This is a genomic window from Caulobacter sp. DWR2-3-1b2, from assembly GCF_049896345.1.
Classification (GTDB): domain Bacteria; phylum Pseudomonadota; class Alphaproteobacteria; order Caulobacterales; family Caulobacteraceae; genus Caulobacter.
Genome location: NZ_JAFCUC010000007.1, coordinates 215,787 through 231,548, shown reverse-complemented (window position 1 = coordinate 231,548; position 15,762 = coordinate 215,787). Strand labels below are relative to the sequence as shown.

Here is a 15,762-nt window from a genome sequence, read left to right as displayed (position 1 = left end):
TCAACGACCGCGCTCGTGAAGCGCGTCGCGTGACAGCAGGGGTCCAGCCTCGAAATCACCCAGTTCCGCTCGTGCCTCCATCTCCAGGCGCTTGCGACGCTCGAAGTCGCTTTCGCCGGCCGCCGTCTCGGTCAGGAACTTCCGCACCAGCGCGGAGACGGACGTGTCCTGCTCCGCCGCCTTGATCCGGGCGCGGCGGTAGGTTTCGTCATCCACGGCGACTGTGATGTTTTTCATGTTCTCACAGTATCACAGCCAGGCTGCAGCCCAAAGTCGGGATAGGGTTCGCGCTCTGCTCAATGGGCCGGAGAACAATGGCTTCAGAGGGCGTTTTTTGCTATTCTTGGCCATGGCCGAGCCCGAACCGGCGATCTTCGACGACAGCGACGACGAGGCCGACCGCCTCGCCGAAACGGCGGCCGACGCGGATGCCAAATCCGGTCGCGTCGTGCCCGACGCCCGCGTGCGCGAATGGCTCAAGACGCTCGGCACGCCAGACCAGCAGCCGACGCCGATGCACCTTCGAAGTGAATTGCTCAAGGGCGGTCTCAGCGCCAACGTACCCAGTCACCCCTGAATATTTTGAAGCCTTGCGAAATCGCGTGCGCGGCGAAATGACCGCCAAGCCCATTTCCTGCCTGCACCCCGCCTTGACCGTTTCTCCACTCGATGGTCCGGCCCGGATCATGATCCCGAAGGCATGAGGAATGGTGGGGCGGCGACATGAGCGGACTGGGCATAGCGCTCTTCTTTCTAGGCTTGATCGCGCCGATCGCCATGATCATCGCCGGTTGGCTGGTCGCACGCCGTGTCCGGCGCTTCGGATGGGTCATCATCGTCGCGTCCATATTGCTGAGTCTGCCCGCTGGATTGCTGATCACCAGCCTCAGCTTCGGCGGGCCGCCGCCGCGCGATCCCGAGGGCGGAGCCGACGCCGCCGGTGCCGTCTGGGGCATGGCCATGATCCCCACCATCCTGCTCTGGGCTTTGGCTGTCACGGCGAGCGTCCTTATTCCGCCGATGTCCTGGCTAGCCCGCAAAATTTCAACGCTATGACGCGGGCTCCGCCTTCAATCCCCGCAGCACCGGCTCCGCTGCGTCCAGCGCCTTGCGCATGATCGCCACCATCGCGTCGATCTCCGCATGGGTGATGATCAGCGGCGGGCAGCAGACGATGCTGTCGCGGATGGCGCGAACCATCAGGCCGTTCTCGATGCACAGGTCGCGGACCACCGGCCCGGCCTCGCCTTCCTTGTCGAGGAAGCGATGGTTGGTCCCCTTCTCGCGGACGATCTCGACCGCCCCGATCAGGCCCAGCGAGCGGGTCTCGCCGACCAGCGGGTGGTCGTTCAGGGTGGCCAGGGCCTTGGCGAGGTAGGGCCCCGTGTCATCGCGGGTGCGCTCGACCAGGCCTTCGCGCTCGATGATCTCGATGTTCTTCAGGGCCACGGCCGCGCAGGTCGGATGGCCTGAGTATGTAAAGCCGTGGATGAAGTCGCCGCCCTTCTCGCGCATCTCCTCGACGATGAAATCGGCCACGCCTACGGCGCTGATCGGCAGGTAGCCAGACGACAGGCCCTTGGCCATGGCGATCATGTCGGGCTTGATCCCGTAATGCTGATGCCCGAACCACTGGCCCAGCCGCCCGAAGCCGCAGATCACCTCGTCGCAGACCAGCAGGATGCCGTACTTGCGACACACCGCCTCGACGGCCGGCCAATAGCCGTCGGGCGGAATGATCACCCCGCCCGCCCCCTGAACCGGCTCGCCGATGAAGGCGGCGACGTTCTCGGGGCCGACCTCGAGGATCTTGTCCTCGATGGCCCGCACCGCCCGGTCGCGGAAGGCGGCGGGGTCTTCGCCGAACCCGTCGCCAAAGCCGTAAGGCTGCATCACGTGCTCGACCCCGGCGATCGGCAGGTCGCCCTGCACGTGCATGTGCTTCATGCCGCCCAGCGAGACGCCGGCCACGGTGGAGCCGTGATAGGCGTTCCAGCGGCTGATGAAGATCTTGCGCTGCGGCTGGCCCTTCAGCTTCCAATAGTGGCGGGCCAGGCGGAAGACCGTGTCATTGGCCTCCGACCCCGACGAGTTGAAGAACACGTGGGACAGCTGGCCGCCCATCTTCTCGGCGATCTTGGCGGCCAGCCGGATCGGCGGCGGCGAGGCCGTCTTGAAGAAGGTGTTGTAGTAGGGCAGCTCCAGCATCTGGTCGTAGGCGGCCTGGGCCAGCTCCTGCCGGCCATAGCCGACATTGACGCACCACAGCCCGGCCATGCCGTCGAGGATCTGGTGGCCGTCGCCATCGTGGATATAGACCCCGTCGGCGCGCGTGATGATCCGGCTGCCGCCGAGTTCCTGCTGCAGCTTGTAATCGGTCTGGGCCGGCAGGTGGTGGGCCAGGTCCAGGCGCCTGAGCTCGGCGATGTCGTGGTTGCGGATAGGGACGGGCATGGGGGTACTCCGGTCTTGTTCTTATCTGTAAAAAATCCGCTCATCCCGGCGAATGCCGGGACCCAGATCCTATGGCGCTGGGGTTGATTGGATAGGCGCCTCGCTCAAGGAACCCACCTCGCCGCCTGCCATCTGGGTCCCGGCATTCGCCGGGATGAGCGGTGTGAAAAGGCATCAGCTGAGCAACACCGCCGGCGAGCAGGCGTGCCAGCCGAGCCACACCGCTTCGCCCAGCTTGAAGTCTTCCTGGTCCCAGCGGGTCAGGTTCTGGCGGGTGACCTTGATCCGCCGGCCGCTCTTGATCTCGACCTCGTAGACGCTCGTGCCTCCCAGATAGGCCTCGTGCTTGATCACCCCCGCCACGGCGTTCTGGCCCAACGGGCAGTCGCCCATGTTGGGCGGGGCCCCGCCATCAGGACGCTTGTGCAGCTCGATCTTCTCGGGCCGCAGGGCCGCCCAGACCGTGCCGCCGCGCGCGCCGGTGACCCCGTGGTCGAGGAAGATGTCGCAGTCCAGCTCCGGCGAGCGGACCACCGCGTGGCTGGGCTCGTCGACCGCCAGCACGCCCTCGAACAGGTTCACGCTGCCGATGAAGTCGGCCACGAACCGGCTGTTGGGGAACTCGTAGAGGTCGCTGGGACCGGCCACCTGCTGCAGCACGCCGCGGTTCATCACCGCGCAGCGGGTAGCCAGGGCCAGGGCCTCGTCCTGGTCGTGGGTGACCATGATGAAGGTGATGCCGACCTTCTCCTGCAGGGTGCACAGCTCGGTGCGCATCTGGTCGCGCAGCTTGGCGTCCAGGGCCGACAGCGGCTCGTCGAGCAGCAGCACGCGGGGGCGCTTGACCAGGGCGCGGGCCAGGGCGACGCGCTGGCGTTGGCCGCCCGACAGCTGGTCGGGCCGGCGCTGGGCCAGGCCGTGGAGTTGCACCAAGTCCAGCGCCTCCTCCACCCGCCGGTCACGCTCGGCCTTGCTGACCCGGTCGACCTTCAGGCCATAGGCGACATTGTCGGCCACGCTCATGTGCGGGAACACGGCGTAGGACTGGAACACCATGTTCACCGGCCGCTTGTTGGGCGGCACCAGGCTGACATCCTGGCCGTCGATCAGGATCCGCCCCTCGGTCGGTGTGTCGAACCCGGCCAGCATCCGCAGCAGGGTGGTCTTGCCGCAGCCCGACGGCCCCAGCAGCGAGAAGAACTCGCCCTCCTGGATGCTGAGGGAGACGTTATCGACGGCCACCATCTTGCCGAAGCGCTTGGTGACGTTCTCGAAGGTGATGATGGGTGGGTTAATCACCGGAAGGCCCTCGAGCGCGTCGCCAGAAAATTGCTCCCCCTGTGGGGGAGCTGTCGCGGAGCGACTGAGGGGTGAGTGGTTAGCGCCGCCAACTCTCCCCTCCGGCCCTTCGGGCCACCTCCCCCATAGGAGGAGGACTTGGTCCGCGCGTCCATCATGGCTTGTCCCCATGACCACCCGCCACCCCGGCCGGATCACCCTGCATCTTCAGCGCCACCGCCGTCAGCAGCACGGTCAGCACGATCAGGATGGTCGAGGCGGCGTTGACCTCGGGCGTCACCGAGAACCGCACCATCGAATAGACCTTGACCGGGAAGGTCACGGTGTCGGGCCCCGAGGTGAAGAAGGTGATGACGAAGTCGTCCAGGCTGAGCGTGAAGGCCAGCAGGGCGCCGGCCACCAGGGCGGGGGCCATGTGCGGCAGGATCACGTCCCAGATGGTGCGCCACTCGCCGGCCCCGAGATCCCGGGCCGCCTCCTCCATCTCGCGGTTGAAGCTGGCCATGCGGGCGCGGACCACCACGGCCACGAACGGGAACGAGAACGACACGTGGGCGATGGTGATGGCGCCCAGATTCAGCGGCCAGGGCAGGCCGACGGGCCAGGGCAACACCTTGGCGAAGAACACCAGCATGGCCACGCCCATGCAGATCTCGGGCACCACGATCGGCAGGGCCAGGGCTCCGTCCAGCACGGTCTTGCCGGGAAAGCGGAACCGCCACAGGGCCAGGGCGACCATGGCGCCGAGCGCCACGCTGAACACCGTGCACAGGGCCGCGATTGTCAGGGAATTGGCGAAGGCCTCAATCAGCGAGGAGTCGTGGAAGGCCTTGTCATAATATTTGAGTGTGAAACCCTTCCAGACGATGTTGCGCCGGCTGTCATTGAAGCTGAAGGCCATCAGGGCCAGCAGTGGCGCGTAGAGGAAGACGGCCACGGCGAAGAGCCAGGCCTGCATCTGCCAGCGGCGGAGATATTCCAGCGGGCCGGGCGGGGATTTGCGGAGCTTGCTCATGCGCGGTCCTCCCCCTTTGGGGGAGGCGGCCGAAGGCCGGTGGGGGGAGTTTTAGGATCGAGGATCGGGGTGGCGGCGAATGGTCGATCACTCCCCCCTCCGTCGGCTGCGCCGACACCTCCCCCATGGGAGGAGGACTTGCCGTGATGAACGCTCACGCCCTCACCCCCTTCTTCCGTCCCAGCAGCGCCTGCACCGCGATCGCCACGAAGGTCAGGTACATCAGCAGGAACGACAGGGCCGCGCCGAACGGCCAGTCGTTGGCGCGCTTGAACTGGCGCTCGATGACATTGGCGATCATCTGGCTGTCGGGGCCACCCAGCAGGTCGGGGGTCAGATAGGCCCCGAGCGCCGGGATGAAGGTGATCAGTATGCCCGAGGCGATGCCCGGCAAGGCGAGCGGCACGACCACCTTGAACAGGGTCCGCATATGGCCGGCCCCCAGGTCGAGGCTGGCCTCCAGCAGCGACTTGTCCAGCCGGTCCAGCGCCGAATACAGCGGCAGCACCATGAACGGCAGGTGGACATAAACCAGCCCGACGATCACCGCGAAATTGGTGTGCATCATCGGAATCGGCTGGAACGGCGCCAGGGGCAGGACCTTGCCGGCCAGGGTCCAAACGGCTTCGAGGCCCTTGTTGATATAGCCCTCATCGCGGAGCACGGCGATCAGGGCGTAGGTGCGGATCAGCAGGTTGGTCCAGAACGGCAGCATGATCAGCAGCAGCAGCCAGGCCTTGGCCTTCTGCGACGCGAAGGTGATGGCCAGGGCGACGGGGAAGCCGATCACCAGGCACAGTCCTGTGGTCAGCGCCGCCACCCCGGCCGATTTCAGGAAGATCTTCAGATACAGCGGCTCGATCGCCCGCGCGTAGTTCTTGAAGGTGCCGGTGATCGCGATCTGGGTCAGGCCGTCATTGTGGCCAAAGCTGTAGGCCCAGACGATGGCCAGGGGCACCAGGAAGAACAGCACCAGCCACACCAGCGGCGGGCCAAGCGCCGTGGCGAAGACGGCTTTCGCCTGTTTCCAGCTTTGCTCCATGTCCCTCTCCCAAGTCCTCCCCCTCTGGGGGAGGTGTCGGCGAAGCCGACGGAGGGGGGAGTATCAGGCCGACGACCACAGCCCGGATCGACGGCCCTAAAACTCCCCCCTCCGATCGCTACGCGATCGCCTCCCCCACAGGGGGAGGACCTAACGCCCGCTAAGCCGCCCTCACCCGGGTGATGACTTCCTCGTACAGGCTCGCCTTTTCCGCCCCCTCGAACGCCCCGTACTCGCACTTGCTCATGACGTCGGCGGGCGGGAAAATCACCGGATTGTCGCGATATTCCGGCGGCATCAGCGCCTTGGCCGCAGCGTTCGGGGTCGGATAGAGGATGGTCTTGGAAATCTCGGCCCCGGCCTGGGCGTCCAGCAGGTAGTTGATGAACCTGTGGGCGTTGTCTGGACGCGGCGCGCCCTTGGGAATGCACAGGGTGTCGGAATTGATCAGCGACCCCTCCTTGGGGATCACGAAATCCAGGTCCGGATCGTCCTTCATCACCTGGGCGATGTCGCCATTATATTCGAGCACCAGGTCCACATCGCCGGCCACCAGCATGTCCTGGCCGTTGTCGTCGTGGAAGGCCTTCACATAGGGCTTTTGGCGGATCAACATCTGCTCGATCTCGGTGACCAGCCCGGGCGGGATATTGTTAACGCTGTGGCCCTTGTACTTGGCGGCCAGGCGGATCAGGTCGGCGCTTTCCGACAGCAGGGCGATGCGGCCGTTATATTGAGCGCTGTCGAACAGGTACTTCCAGCTGTCGGGCACGCCCTTCACCTTGGACTTGCGATAGCCGATGCCCAGCACCAGCCAAGTATAGGGCATGGAGAACTTCCGGCCCGGGTCGTAGTCGGGATTGAGGAAGGCCGGGTCGATGTTCTTGAGGTTGGGGATCTTGGCGTGGTCCAGCACCTCCAGCATGCCCGCCTGGCCCATGCGGGTGACGAACTCGTTGGACGGCACGATCACGTCATAGCCCGCATTGCCCGCCTTCAGCTTGGCGAACAGCTCATCATTGGTGGCGAACAGGCTCATGTTCACGTCGACGCCCGAGGTCTTCTTGAAGTCGGCCAGGGTCGTCTCGCCGATATAGGTGTCCCAGTTGTAGAAGTTCAGCTTGGCTTCCTCGCCGCCCGGACCGGTCGGGGCCTTGGGCTTCTCGCCGCAAGCGGTGAAGGAAATGCCGATGGCCGCAGCGCCCATGGCGGTCAGCAGCGAGCGGCGGGTGCCCAAAACTCGCCCGGTATGAATGCGGTTGGTGCTCATGGCCTTGGTCTCTCCCCTTTGAAGTCGACTGGTGACGGACAATCTCGATACATCCCCCCTCCCCTTTGATGGGGGAGGGGTCGGGGGTGGGGGTGACCAGGGCGGTAGCGGCGACCTCGATCGCGCCGTGTCCTGAACCGCCGCATCACCCCCATCCCTGGCCCTTCCCCCATCAAGGGGGAAGGGAGACCAGCCTTGCAACTCTCGCTCCCCACTCTCGGCGTAACCGTCAGGCGTTGCGCAGATACCAGTCATAATCCAGCTGGGTGACCACCTCGGCGAAGCGCGCCTGTTCGGTGCGCTTGACCGAGACGAACATCTCCACGAACCGCGCGCCCAGATAGTCGCGCAAGATTTCGGAGGCCTCGAACAGATTGACCGCCGCATACCAGTCGGTGGGCAGGCGGATCTTTTCCTTGGCGGCCGCCGCATAGCCGTCGCCGACCACCGCTGGGCCTGGATCGATCCGATTGGTGATCCCGTGGTGAGCGCAGGCCAGCAGAACGGCCAGCACCAGATACGGATTGCCGTCGGCCCCGGCCACGCGGTGCTCCACATGCCGGGTCGGCGGCGGGCCGGCCGGCACGCGTAGGGACACCGTGCGGTTGTTGACGCCCCAGGTCGGGGCCACCGGCGCATAGCTGTTGGCTTTGAAGCGGCGATAGGAATTGGCGTTGGGCGCCAGTATGGCCATGCAGTCGGCCATCAGTACCTTCATGCCGCCGATCGCGTGCTTGAGCAGCTCGGAGCCCTCCGGATCCTCGGCCGCGCACAGGTTGTTTCCCGCCGCGTCGTTGAAGCTCATATGAACGTGGAAGCCGTTGCCGGCCTTGTCGGCCCAGGGCTTGGCCATGAAGGTGGCCTCGCAGCCGTGCTTCAGGGCCACGCCCTTGGCGGCGCGCTTGTAGAGCAGGGCGTCGTCGCAGCAGGCCAGGGCGTCGGACTTGTGCTTGAGGGTCAGCTCGACCTGGCTGGGGGCAAACTCCGAGATCGCCCCCTCCAGCGGCACGCCCAGCACGTCGCAGGTCTCCCACAGGTCCTTCAGGAACGGGGCGATGGCCTCCAGCTCGGGCAGGCCATAAACCTCGATGCCCTGCGGCCGGCGGCCGGTCAGGGCCGACTTGGGCGGTTGCAGCTCGCCGTGCGGGCCGCGCTCCAGATCGACCAGGTAATATTCTAGCTCGCAGGCCGCGACCGGCGTCAGGCCGTCGGCGGCGAAGCGGTCCAGCACGCGTTTGAGCACATGGCGCGGGTCCAGATCGTTGGGCGTTCCATCCAGCTCGTACAGCGACAGCATCACCTGGCACATGTCCTGGCCGAGCCACGGGGCCAGGGTGAGCGTGCCGGGGACCGGCCTCGCCCGGCGGTCGGCGTCGCCGTCTTCCCAGACCAGTCCGGTCTCCTCGCAGTCAGCCCCCAGGGTGTCGACCACCAGGATCGAGCCGGGCAGGAAGCGGCCATAGTCATAGACCGCTTGCAGTTCGTGGATCCTGAGGCGTTTGCCGCGCGGCACGCCGGTCATGGAGGTGAAGAACACCTCGACATATTTGACGCCTGGGTTGGCGGCGAGGAAGTCGCGGCATTCCTGGGGATCGGCGACCGAAGGGAGCGTCACGGGCGTTGCTCCATCCCAAAACCCCAATGCGCAACGCTCATGCCTCTAACCCCTCCAGCGCCCCGGCGAACCCGTCGACCGCCGCGACCAGGCGGTCGATAGCGGCGTCTTCGGTCATCGGCGACACCAGCATCATGGTGTGGAAGGGCGCGATCAGCACCCCGCGATTGATCAGCCACAGATGAAGCGCGGACAGCAGGGCGTCGTCCAGTGTCTCGCGCATCTCGGCGGCGTTTTTCGGTGGACGCTCGGCGAGGATCAGCTCGACTCGCGCCCCAACCTGCACCACCGACCACGGCAGGGCTCGCACGGCGATCATGCCGCGCAGGTCCTCGACCAGCTTCTGGGCGCCGGTCAGCATCCGGTCATAGGCCGCGTCGGTCATCACCTCGGACAGCATGGCCCGCATGGCCGCCAAGGCCAGCGCGTTGCCCGACAACGTCGTGCCGATCCCCGACTGGCCCGGACCGATCCGCGCGGCTGCGGCGTCCATGCGGTCGGAAAGCGCGGCGGTCACGCCCCAGACCGCCGCCGGCACCCCGCCGGCGATGGCCTTGCCGACCACGAAGACGTCGGGCTTCAGGCCGTGGGCGCGGCTATAGCCGCCTGGGCCGGTCGAGAGGGTGTGGGTCTCGTCGAGGATCAACAAGGTCCCGGCTGCGCGGGTCATCGCCCGCAGCGCGTCGTGAAAGCCCGGGTCGGGCAGGATCATCCCGCAATTGGTCATCACCGGCTCGGCCAACACGGCGGCCACATCGCCTGGGGCCAGGGCGGCTTCCAGCGCGGCCAGATCGTTGAACGGCGCCACGCGGGTGGTGGCGGTCAGGTCGTGCACCTGACCCACCAGGCCGGGCTTCATCACCGCCACGCCGCCGTCCAGCACCACGAAGGCGTCATCGACCATGCCGTGATAGCAGCCGTCGAACACCAGGATCACCGGCCGCTGCGTCACCGCCCGCGCCCAGCGGATGGCCGCGCGGTTGGCGTCGCTGGCCGTGGTCGCCGCCTGCCACAGCGGCAGGCCGAACCGCTCGGCCAGCAACCGGCCGACGATCACCGCCGTGGCCGTGGGCAGCATGAACCCCGCGCCGCGCAAGGCCTGATCGGCGATGGCTCGGGCCACGGCCGGTTCGCCATGGCCGAACATCGCCGGCGTGTCGGCCAGGCAGAAGTCATCATACAACTTCCCATCCACGTCGGTGATCTGGGCGCCGACGCCCTGGGCCGCGAAGATCGGGCTCGGGCTGGCCCAGTCGCCCATCCAGTGCATTGGCGTCCCGCCGCGCCAGACCTCGGCCGCCGACCACACCATCGCCGCCGAACGCGGATGCTCGGTCGTGAAGCGCTGGGCCTCGGCGTTGATCAGGGCTGAGAGGGTGGCGGGCTGACGGGTCACGCCTGACACCCAAGCCCTCGCACGGCGTCGATCACCGCTCGCCTGGCCAGGGCGAGGGTCATCATTGCGTCGATCGGAGAAAAATCAGTCACAGACGACCCCTCAACTGTGATCACAGTTTGCGTCAGATAGGCGACTGTCAAGATGAGGTGGTCACGGACCTGGCGGGCTTGAGGCGGTTGCATTTCCCGTGATCTTCTCAGCCGTGAGCGAGGAGAGAAGAGGACCCTAGCCGCCCACCGCCGCGCACATCCTGTCCATGCCATCGGACAGGTCCGCCGCGATGGCCCGGCGGGCGGCCTCGGAGTCGCCGGCCTTCAAGGCGTGCATGGCTTCGGCGTAGCGGTCGGCGGCCAGGCCGACCGTGCCGGCCCTGCCGAACACCACCCGCAAGAACGGCCCGATCTGCAGCCACAGACCGCGCGCCATTGACAGCAGCACCTCGGCCTCGGCCCGCTCGCAGACGGCGAAATGGAAGGCGTGGTTGGCGGTCATGTAGCCATCGACGTCGCCGGCCGCGAGGGTCGCGTCGAGGCGAACGTCGATGGCTTTCAGGCTCTTGATGAAAGCGGCTTCGGCGTGGGGCGCGGCGCGGGCGGTGAGCTCGGGTTCGATCCACAGACCCCAGCTCGGCGGCCAGGCTGCGCAAGGACACCACGACGCCCGGCACGATTCGGCCGATGACCAGCGCCCGGCGGATGGCCTCATAGACCTGGTCGTGGACGGCGAGGTTGTCGGCGAGGGGGCGTCGGGGCGAGGGCGGTGATGCCGTCGGGGACACACACGCACTCCTCTGCCCGCGCTACGATCACCCCAGCCGGGGAATGCGTGTGTGTCCCCGACACATCCGCGCCCTTCCCGATTGACCTTGCCAGCAGACCAACAATCGCGATCACAATGCAAGAGCTCCCGGAGACCCGCCATGCCCGATTTCGGCCAGAACGACCTCGACGCCTTCTGGATGCCGTTCACGCCCAACCGGCGCTTCAAGGCCAATCCGCGCCTGCTGAGCCGCGCTGAGGGCATGCACTATTACACCCCCGACGGCCGCCGGATCCTCGACGCCACCTCGGGCCTTTGGTGCGTTAACGCCGGGCACAACCGGCCCAAGATCGTCGAGGCCATTCGCCGTCAGGCCGGAGAAATGGACTATGCGCCGAGCTTCAACATGGGCCACCCCGCCGCCTTCGCCTTCGCCAGCCGTATCGCCCAGATCACGCCCAAGGGCCTGGACCGCATCTTCTTCACCGGCTCGGGCTCGGAGTCGGTCGACACCGCCCTGAAGATCGCCCTGGCCTATCACCGCGCCCGCGGCAAGGGGACCAAGACCCGGCTGATCGGCCGCGAGCGCGGCTATCACGGCGTCGGCTTCGGGGGCATATCGGTGGGCGGAATCCCCAAGAACCGGATGTATTTCGGAAGCTTGCTGACCGGCGTCGATCACCTGCCGCACACCCATGGCGTGGAGGGTAACCTGTTCAGCCAGGGTCTGCCGAAGAACGGCGCCGGGTTGGCCGACGCCTTGGAAGCGATCGTCGCTCTGCATGACGCCAGCAACATCGCCGCCGTGATCGTCGAGCCCGTGGCGGGCTCGACCGGCGTGCTCGTCCCGCCCGAGGGCTACCTGCAACGCCTGCGGGCGATCTGCGACAAGCACGACATCCTGCTGATCTTCGATGAGGTAATCACCGGGTTTGGCCGGGTCGGCGCGGCCTTCGCCGCCGAGCGCTTCGGGGTGATCCCCGACATGATCTGCATGGCCAAGGGCCTCACCAACGCCGCCGTCCCGGCCGGCGCCGTCGCCGCGTCCGAAGGAATCTACCAGGCGATGATGGACGGCGCCGACGCCCCCATCGAGCTCTTCCACGGCTACACCTATTCGGCCCACCCGCTGGCCTGCGCGGCAGGACTGGCGGCGCTGGAGGTCTACCAGGAAGAGGACCTGTTCAACCGCGCTCTGGCGATGGAGCCCTATTGGCGCGCCGCCGTGCATTCGCTGAAAGACGCCCGCCATGTCATCGACATCCGCGACTTCGGCCTGATCGCCGGCATCGAACTGGAGCCCCGTCTGGGCGCCCCCACGGCCCGCGCCATGGCGGCCTTCGAGACGGCCTTCGACCAGGGGCTTCTGGTGCGGGTGACCGGCGACATCATCGCCCTGTCGCCGCCGTTGATCATCGAGGAAGCGCAGGTCGATCAGGTGGTGGACACCATCCGGGCGGCGCTGGCGGGGGTGGATTGACCCTCTCTTAATGGAGAAAGGGAAGAGCCTCCGCGAAGCGCGAGGCGGACTGGCCATGCGCCCATATTTCCGCATAACAGAGACCGCTGCCTCAGGGGACCCTCATGAAACGCCAGATCACCGCCGGCTTCGCCGCCCTGATGCTCATCGGCCTCGCCGCGCCGGCCCACGCCGAGCCGCGCGTCCCGCCGATCCCCAAGGCGGTGATCGCCGATCCGCCGCGAGACGCGGCCCATCCGGCCGACATGGCCGCCTTCACCGTTTCGACGGGCGGGGTGGGCGTCAACGCGCTGATGTACCTGGCCTCGGGCGATCAGCCGCATGCGACGATGCTGTTCCTGCACGGCTTCCCCGGCAACGAGACCAATATCGACCTGATGCAGGCCGTGCGCCGGGCCGGCTGGAATGTGCTGAAGATCAATTATCGCGGCTCGTGGGGCAGCCCCGGCAAGTTCTCGTTCGCCAATGCCCGGGTCGACGGCGAGGCGGCCACGGCCTTCCTGTTCGACCCAGCCAATGTCGCCAAATACCATATCGACACTACCAGGATCGTGGTGGCCGGCCACAGCATGGGCGGCTTCATGGCCGCTGACGCCGCGTCCGCCGAGCCACGCGTGGCCGGAACCGTACTGATCGACGCCTGGGACATCGGCAAGAACGCGGCCCAGATCACCAGCCCCGCCACGCGCAAGGCGGCCGCCGACAAGATGCGGCCCGACGCCCTTCCACTGGCCGGGACCAGCGCCGAGTTGCTCGTCAAGGAGATTGAGGCGAACGCCGCCAAGCTGAATCTGGAAGCGCTGAGCGCCCGGATCGCCAGCCGTCCCGTGCTGATGATCGGCGCCGAACATGCCAGGGCGCCGACCATGCGCAAGCTGGCGGCCGCAGTCCGGGCCGCCCAGGCCACCGCCTTGACCGAAACCTACATGGACACCGACCACAGCTTCTCCGACGCGCGCATCGCGCTGGAGGGCGAGGTGATCCGCTGGCTAGGCCGCTTCGATCCGGCGAGCGCCAAGCCGGGCACGCCGCAGATTCCGCTGAGCGCGCCCTATGACGAGGCCAACCCCTTTGCCAAGATCCTGCGTGGCGAGGTCGTCGTGCCTAAGGTCTACGAGGACGACCAGGTGCTGGCCTTCATGGACTACGCGCCCGCCGAGCCCGGCCATGTGCTGGTGATCTCCAAGACTTCCAAGGCCCGAAACATCCTGGAGGTCTCGCCGCAGGACCTGTCGCGGATCATGGCCGTGGCCGCCCGCGTGGGCCAGGCCCAGGTCGACGGCCTGGGGGTCGAGGGCTTCACCATTGTCCAGAACAACGGCGTCGGCCAAAGCGTGCCGCACCTGCACATCCACGTCATCCCCCGCGCGGCCGGCAAGCCGCTGATGTTCGTCGAGCATGAGAAGGGCGATCCCCAGGCGATCGAGGCGATGGCGGCGAAGATACGGGCGGCGATGAAATAGTCGCCGAGGCGGGCCTGGATGCGGGCAGGCACACGTGGCTGTCCCCGTCCGTTGTCCGGCTCTAGCCAAACCGATCCACCACCGCTCGCGCCGCCGCCACGCCCGTGGCGAAACAGGCTTGCAGCAGGTACCCGCCGGTCGGAGCCTCCCAGTCCAGCATTTCGCCGGCCACGAACACGCCGGGAACGCCCCTCAGCTCCAGCCCGTCGAGACTGTCGAACCTCAGCCCGCCGGCCGAGGAGATCGCACGTTCAAGACCCTGGACGCCGGTCAGCACGATCGGCGCGGCCTTGATCGCCGCCGCCAAGGCGTCGGGCGCGACCGGCAGGGCCACGCCGTGGGCCTCGCGCAGCAGGCCGATCTCGACCGGCGACAGGCGGGCGGCCTTGCGCAGCCAACTTGACAGCGACTGGCCTCCCCGTGGCCGCGACAGGCGCGCGGTCAGTTGAGCCTCCGACACGTCGGGCCGCAGATCGACAACGAGCGTTGCGGATCCCCGCGCCTCGACCGCGTCACGCAAGGCGGCTGAGAGGGCGTAGACCGCCCCGCCCTCCAGGCCATAGCCAGCGGCCAGGGCGTCGCCGCGCGACGTCGCACCCTCGAAGCTCAGGCCAATGTTCTTCAGCGGTGATCCGGCGAAGCGCTCGCGCAACAGCGCCGTCCAGGCGACCGTGAACCCGACATTGGCCGGCCGGAACGGCGCCACCACAGCACCTCGCGCCGCCAGCAGCGCCGCCCAGGCGCCGTCCGAGCCCAACCGCGCCCAGCTGGCGCCGCCGAGGGCCAGGATCGTGGCGCGCGGCCGCACCGTCTGGACGCCATCAGCGGTGTCGAAGCTCAATGCTCCGGTCGCATCCCACCCGGTCCAGGTCGAGCGGGTGTTGAACGCAACCCCCTGCTCCTCCAGCCGCGCGATCCAAGCCCGCAGCAGCGGCGAGGCCTTCAGCGCCTTCGGAAACACCCGGCCGCTGGAGCCGACGAAGGTCGCCTGCCCCAGCCCTTCGGCCCAGGCGATCAGATCGGCCGGCTTAAAGGCCTCCAGCAGCGACCGCAGCGTCGCGCTCGCCGCGCCGTAGCGCTCGGCGAGCCGCTCGAAGTCCTCCGAATGGGTCAGGTTCAGCCCGCCGCGCCCGGCCATCAGGAACTTGCGCCCCAGGGTCGGCATGCGCTCGTAAACCGCCACCGACAGCCCCGCCCCGCTCAGCACCTCGGCCGCCATCAGCCCGGCCGGCCCGCCGCCGACCACGGCGACGTCTGGGGTCTGGGGTGCGGTCACGCAGGCTCGACGTCGGTCAGGGCGAAGTCGTCGCCTTTATAAAGCAACGGCACGCCGTTGGTCCGGGCACAGGCGTAGGCGAAGCAATCGCCCATGTTCAGCTTGGCGGGATGCACGCCCTTGCCAAAGCGAGCGTGAGCGACGAGGGCGAGATCACCTTCGGCGGCGCCGATATCCACGAGTCGTGCGCCAACGCTGGCCTGGAAGGCGGCCAGACGCGCGCTGGCCTGCGATATTTCATCCGCCGTCTCTCTTGCCACAGCGCGAACCGTCTCCCAGTTGGCGATCGGCGAGGTCAAAACAATTGTCGCGGCAGCCAAGGCAATGCGCAGCCGGTCGCGTTCGGGCTCGTTTAGGACGATGGCTGTCCAGGCCGACGCGTCGACGAACATCAGTCGCCGTTGATCATGTCGAAGAAAGCCTTGTCCGCCGTCAGACCGGTTCTAGGCACGGCGTCGAACTCCGCCAAAATGGCGTCCATGCGCGCCAGCTTTTCAGCCCGCACCTTGTCATCCGCCTCGCGCGCCCGGCGTACGGCCAGCTTGATGGCCTCGGTAATGCCAACGTGGTTGTCCTCGGCATATTGCCGCAACATCGCGTCGGCCTCGGCGTCTCGGACATGGAAGGGCATCGGAAACCTCCGTCTAGCCGGAACATAACATCGGCTAGACGCGTCGCCAACTCAGGCTC

At 67.1% G+C, this 15,762-nt stretch carries 16 protein-coding genes; 4 read left to right on the top strand and 12 right to left on the bottom strand.

The genetic code is table 11. The features are described 5' to 3' along the window. Positions 1 to 237, bottom strand: coding sequence for a hypothetical protein (locus ACP694_RS18040; protein ID WP_426014690.1), 237 nt, complete (start codon positions 235 to 237; stop codon positions 1 to 3). On the opposite strand from ACP694_RS18040, the gene ACP694_RS18035 reads away from it, so the two are divergent. Together ACP694_RS18035 and ACP694_RS18030 are read left to right on the top strand one after the other, a co-directional pair. Further along, positions 227 to 577 (top strand): hypothetical protein, encoded by a 351-nt coding sequence (locus tag ACP694_RS18035; protein WP_426014689.1) that lies wholly within the window; start codon positions 227 to 229, stop codon positions 575 to 577. The genes ACP694_RS18040 and ACP694_RS18035 overlap by 11 nt on opposite strands. 146 nt (positions 578 to 723) lie before the next feature. Further along, positions 724 to 1,056, top strand: a complete 333-nt coding sequence (locus ACP694_RS18030; RefSeq protein WP_426014687.1) for a hypothetical protein — start codon at positions 724 to 726, stop codon at positions 1,054 to 1,056. Here the strand turns inward: ACP694_RS18030 and ACP694_RS18025 are convergent. The 8 genes from ACP694_RS18025 to ACP694_RS17990 form a co-directional block, all read right to left on the bottom strand. Next, a complete protein-coding gene (locus ACP694_RS18025; RefSeq protein ID WP_426014684.1) occupies positions 1,051 to 2,454 on the bottom strand; it encodes an aspartate aminotransferase family protein in 1,404 nt (467 codons plus the stop codon). The genes ACP694_RS18030 and ACP694_RS18025 overlap by 6 nt on opposite strands. A 174-nt stretch (positions 2,455 to 2,628) precedes the next feature. Continuing rightward, a complete protein-coding gene (locus ACP694_RS18020) occupies positions 2,629 to 3,699 on the bottom strand; it encodes an ABC transporter ATP-binding protein (protein WP_426014760.1) in 1,071 nt (356 codons plus the stop codon). Positions 3,700 to 3,907: 208 nt separating this feature from the next. Beyond that, complete coding sequence (locus ACP694_RS18015) at positions 3,908 to 4,768, bottom strand: ABC transporter permease (RefSeq protein ID WP_426014682.1); 861 nt, start codon at positions 4,766 to 4,768, stop codon at positions 3,908 to 3,910. Between the two features lie 154 nt (positions 4,769 to 4,922). Further along, positions 4,923 to 5,810, bottom strand: coding sequence for an ABC transporter permease (locus ACP694_RS18010; RefSeq protein WP_426014680.1), 888 nt, complete (start codon positions 5,808 to 5,810; stop codon positions 4,923 to 4,925). 160 nt (positions 5,811 to 5,970) lie between these two features. Further along, complete coding sequence (locus ACP694_RS18005; RefSeq protein ID WP_426014678.1) at positions 5,971 to 7,080, bottom strand: ABC transporter substrate-binding protein; 1,110 nt, start codon at positions 7,078 to 7,080, stop codon at positions 5,971 to 5,973. A gap of 229 nt (positions 7,081 to 7,309) precedes the next feature. Further along, the gene (locus tag ACP694_RS18000) at positions 7,310 to 8,695 is read right to left on the bottom strand and encodes a glutamine synthetase family protein (protein ID WP_426014676.1); all 1,386 of its coding nucleotides are present in this window, start codon (positions 8,693 to 8,695) and stop codon (positions 7,310 to 7,312) included. A gap of 37 nt (positions 8,696 to 8,732) precedes the next feature. After that, positions 8,733 to 10,091: an aspartate aminotransferase family protein gene (locus tag ACP694_RS17995; protein ID WP_426014675.1), complete on the bottom strand. Its 1,359-nt coding sequence runs from the start codon at positions 10,089 to 10,091 to the stop codon at positions 8,733 to 8,735. Positions 10,092 to 10,319: 228 nt separating this feature from the next. Continuing rightward, positions 10,320 to 10,799, bottom strand: a complete 480-nt coding sequence (locus ACP694_RS17990; RefSeq protein ID WP_426014674.1) for a GntR family transcriptional regulator — start codon at positions 10,797 to 10,799, stop codon at positions 10,320 to 10,322. A gap of 214 nt (positions 10,800 to 11,013) precedes the next feature. Here ACP694_RS17990 and ACP694_RS17985 point away from each other — a divergent pair, with 214 nt between their 5' ends. Both ACP694_RS17985 and ACP694_RS17980 read left to right on the top strand, forming a co-directional pair. Then, a complete protein-coding gene (locus ACP694_RS17985) occupies positions 11,014 to 12,333 on the top strand; it encodes an aspartate aminotransferase family protein (protein ID WP_426014671.1) in 1,320 nt (439 codons plus the stop codon). 104 nt (positions 12,334 to 12,437) lie between these two features. Continuing rightward, positions 12,438 to 13,796: an alpha/beta fold hydrolase gene (locus ACP694_RS17980; RefSeq protein ID WP_426014669.1), complete on the top strand. Its 1,359-nt coding sequence runs from the start codon at positions 12,438 to 12,440 to the stop codon at positions 13,794 to 13,796. 61 nt (positions 13,797 to 13,857) lie between these two features. Here ACP694_RS17980 and ACP694_RS17975 read toward each other — a convergent pair whose 3' ends face one another. Genes ACP694_RS17975 through ACP694_RS17965 form a run of 3 tightly spaced genes read right to left on the bottom strand, consistent with a single transcriptional unit; the run spans position 13,858 to position 15,703 of the window. Then, entirely contained in the window at positions 13,858 to 15,072 is a 1,215-nt protein-coding gene (locus tag ACP694_RS17975; protein ID WP_426014667.1) for an NAD(P)/FAD-dependent oxidoreductase, read from the bottom strand. Beyond that, the gene (locus ACP694_RS17970) at positions 15,069 to 15,464 is read right to left on the bottom strand and encodes a type II toxin-antitoxin system VapC family toxin (protein WP_426014665.1); all 396 of its coding nucleotides are present in this window, start codon (positions 15,462 to 15,464) and stop codon (positions 15,069 to 15,071) included. The genes ACP694_RS17975 and ACP694_RS17970 overlap by 4 nt, the downstream gene beginning before the upstream one ends. Further along, positions 15,464 to 15,703, bottom strand: coding sequence for a type II toxin-antitoxin system VapB family antitoxin (locus ACP694_RS17965; protein WP_426014664.1), 240 nt, complete (start codon positions 15,701 to 15,703; stop codon positions 15,464 to 15,466). The genes ACP694_RS17970 and ACP694_RS17965 overlap by 1 nt, the downstream gene beginning before the upstream one ends. Positions 15,704 to 15,762 lie beyond the last annotated feature (59 nt).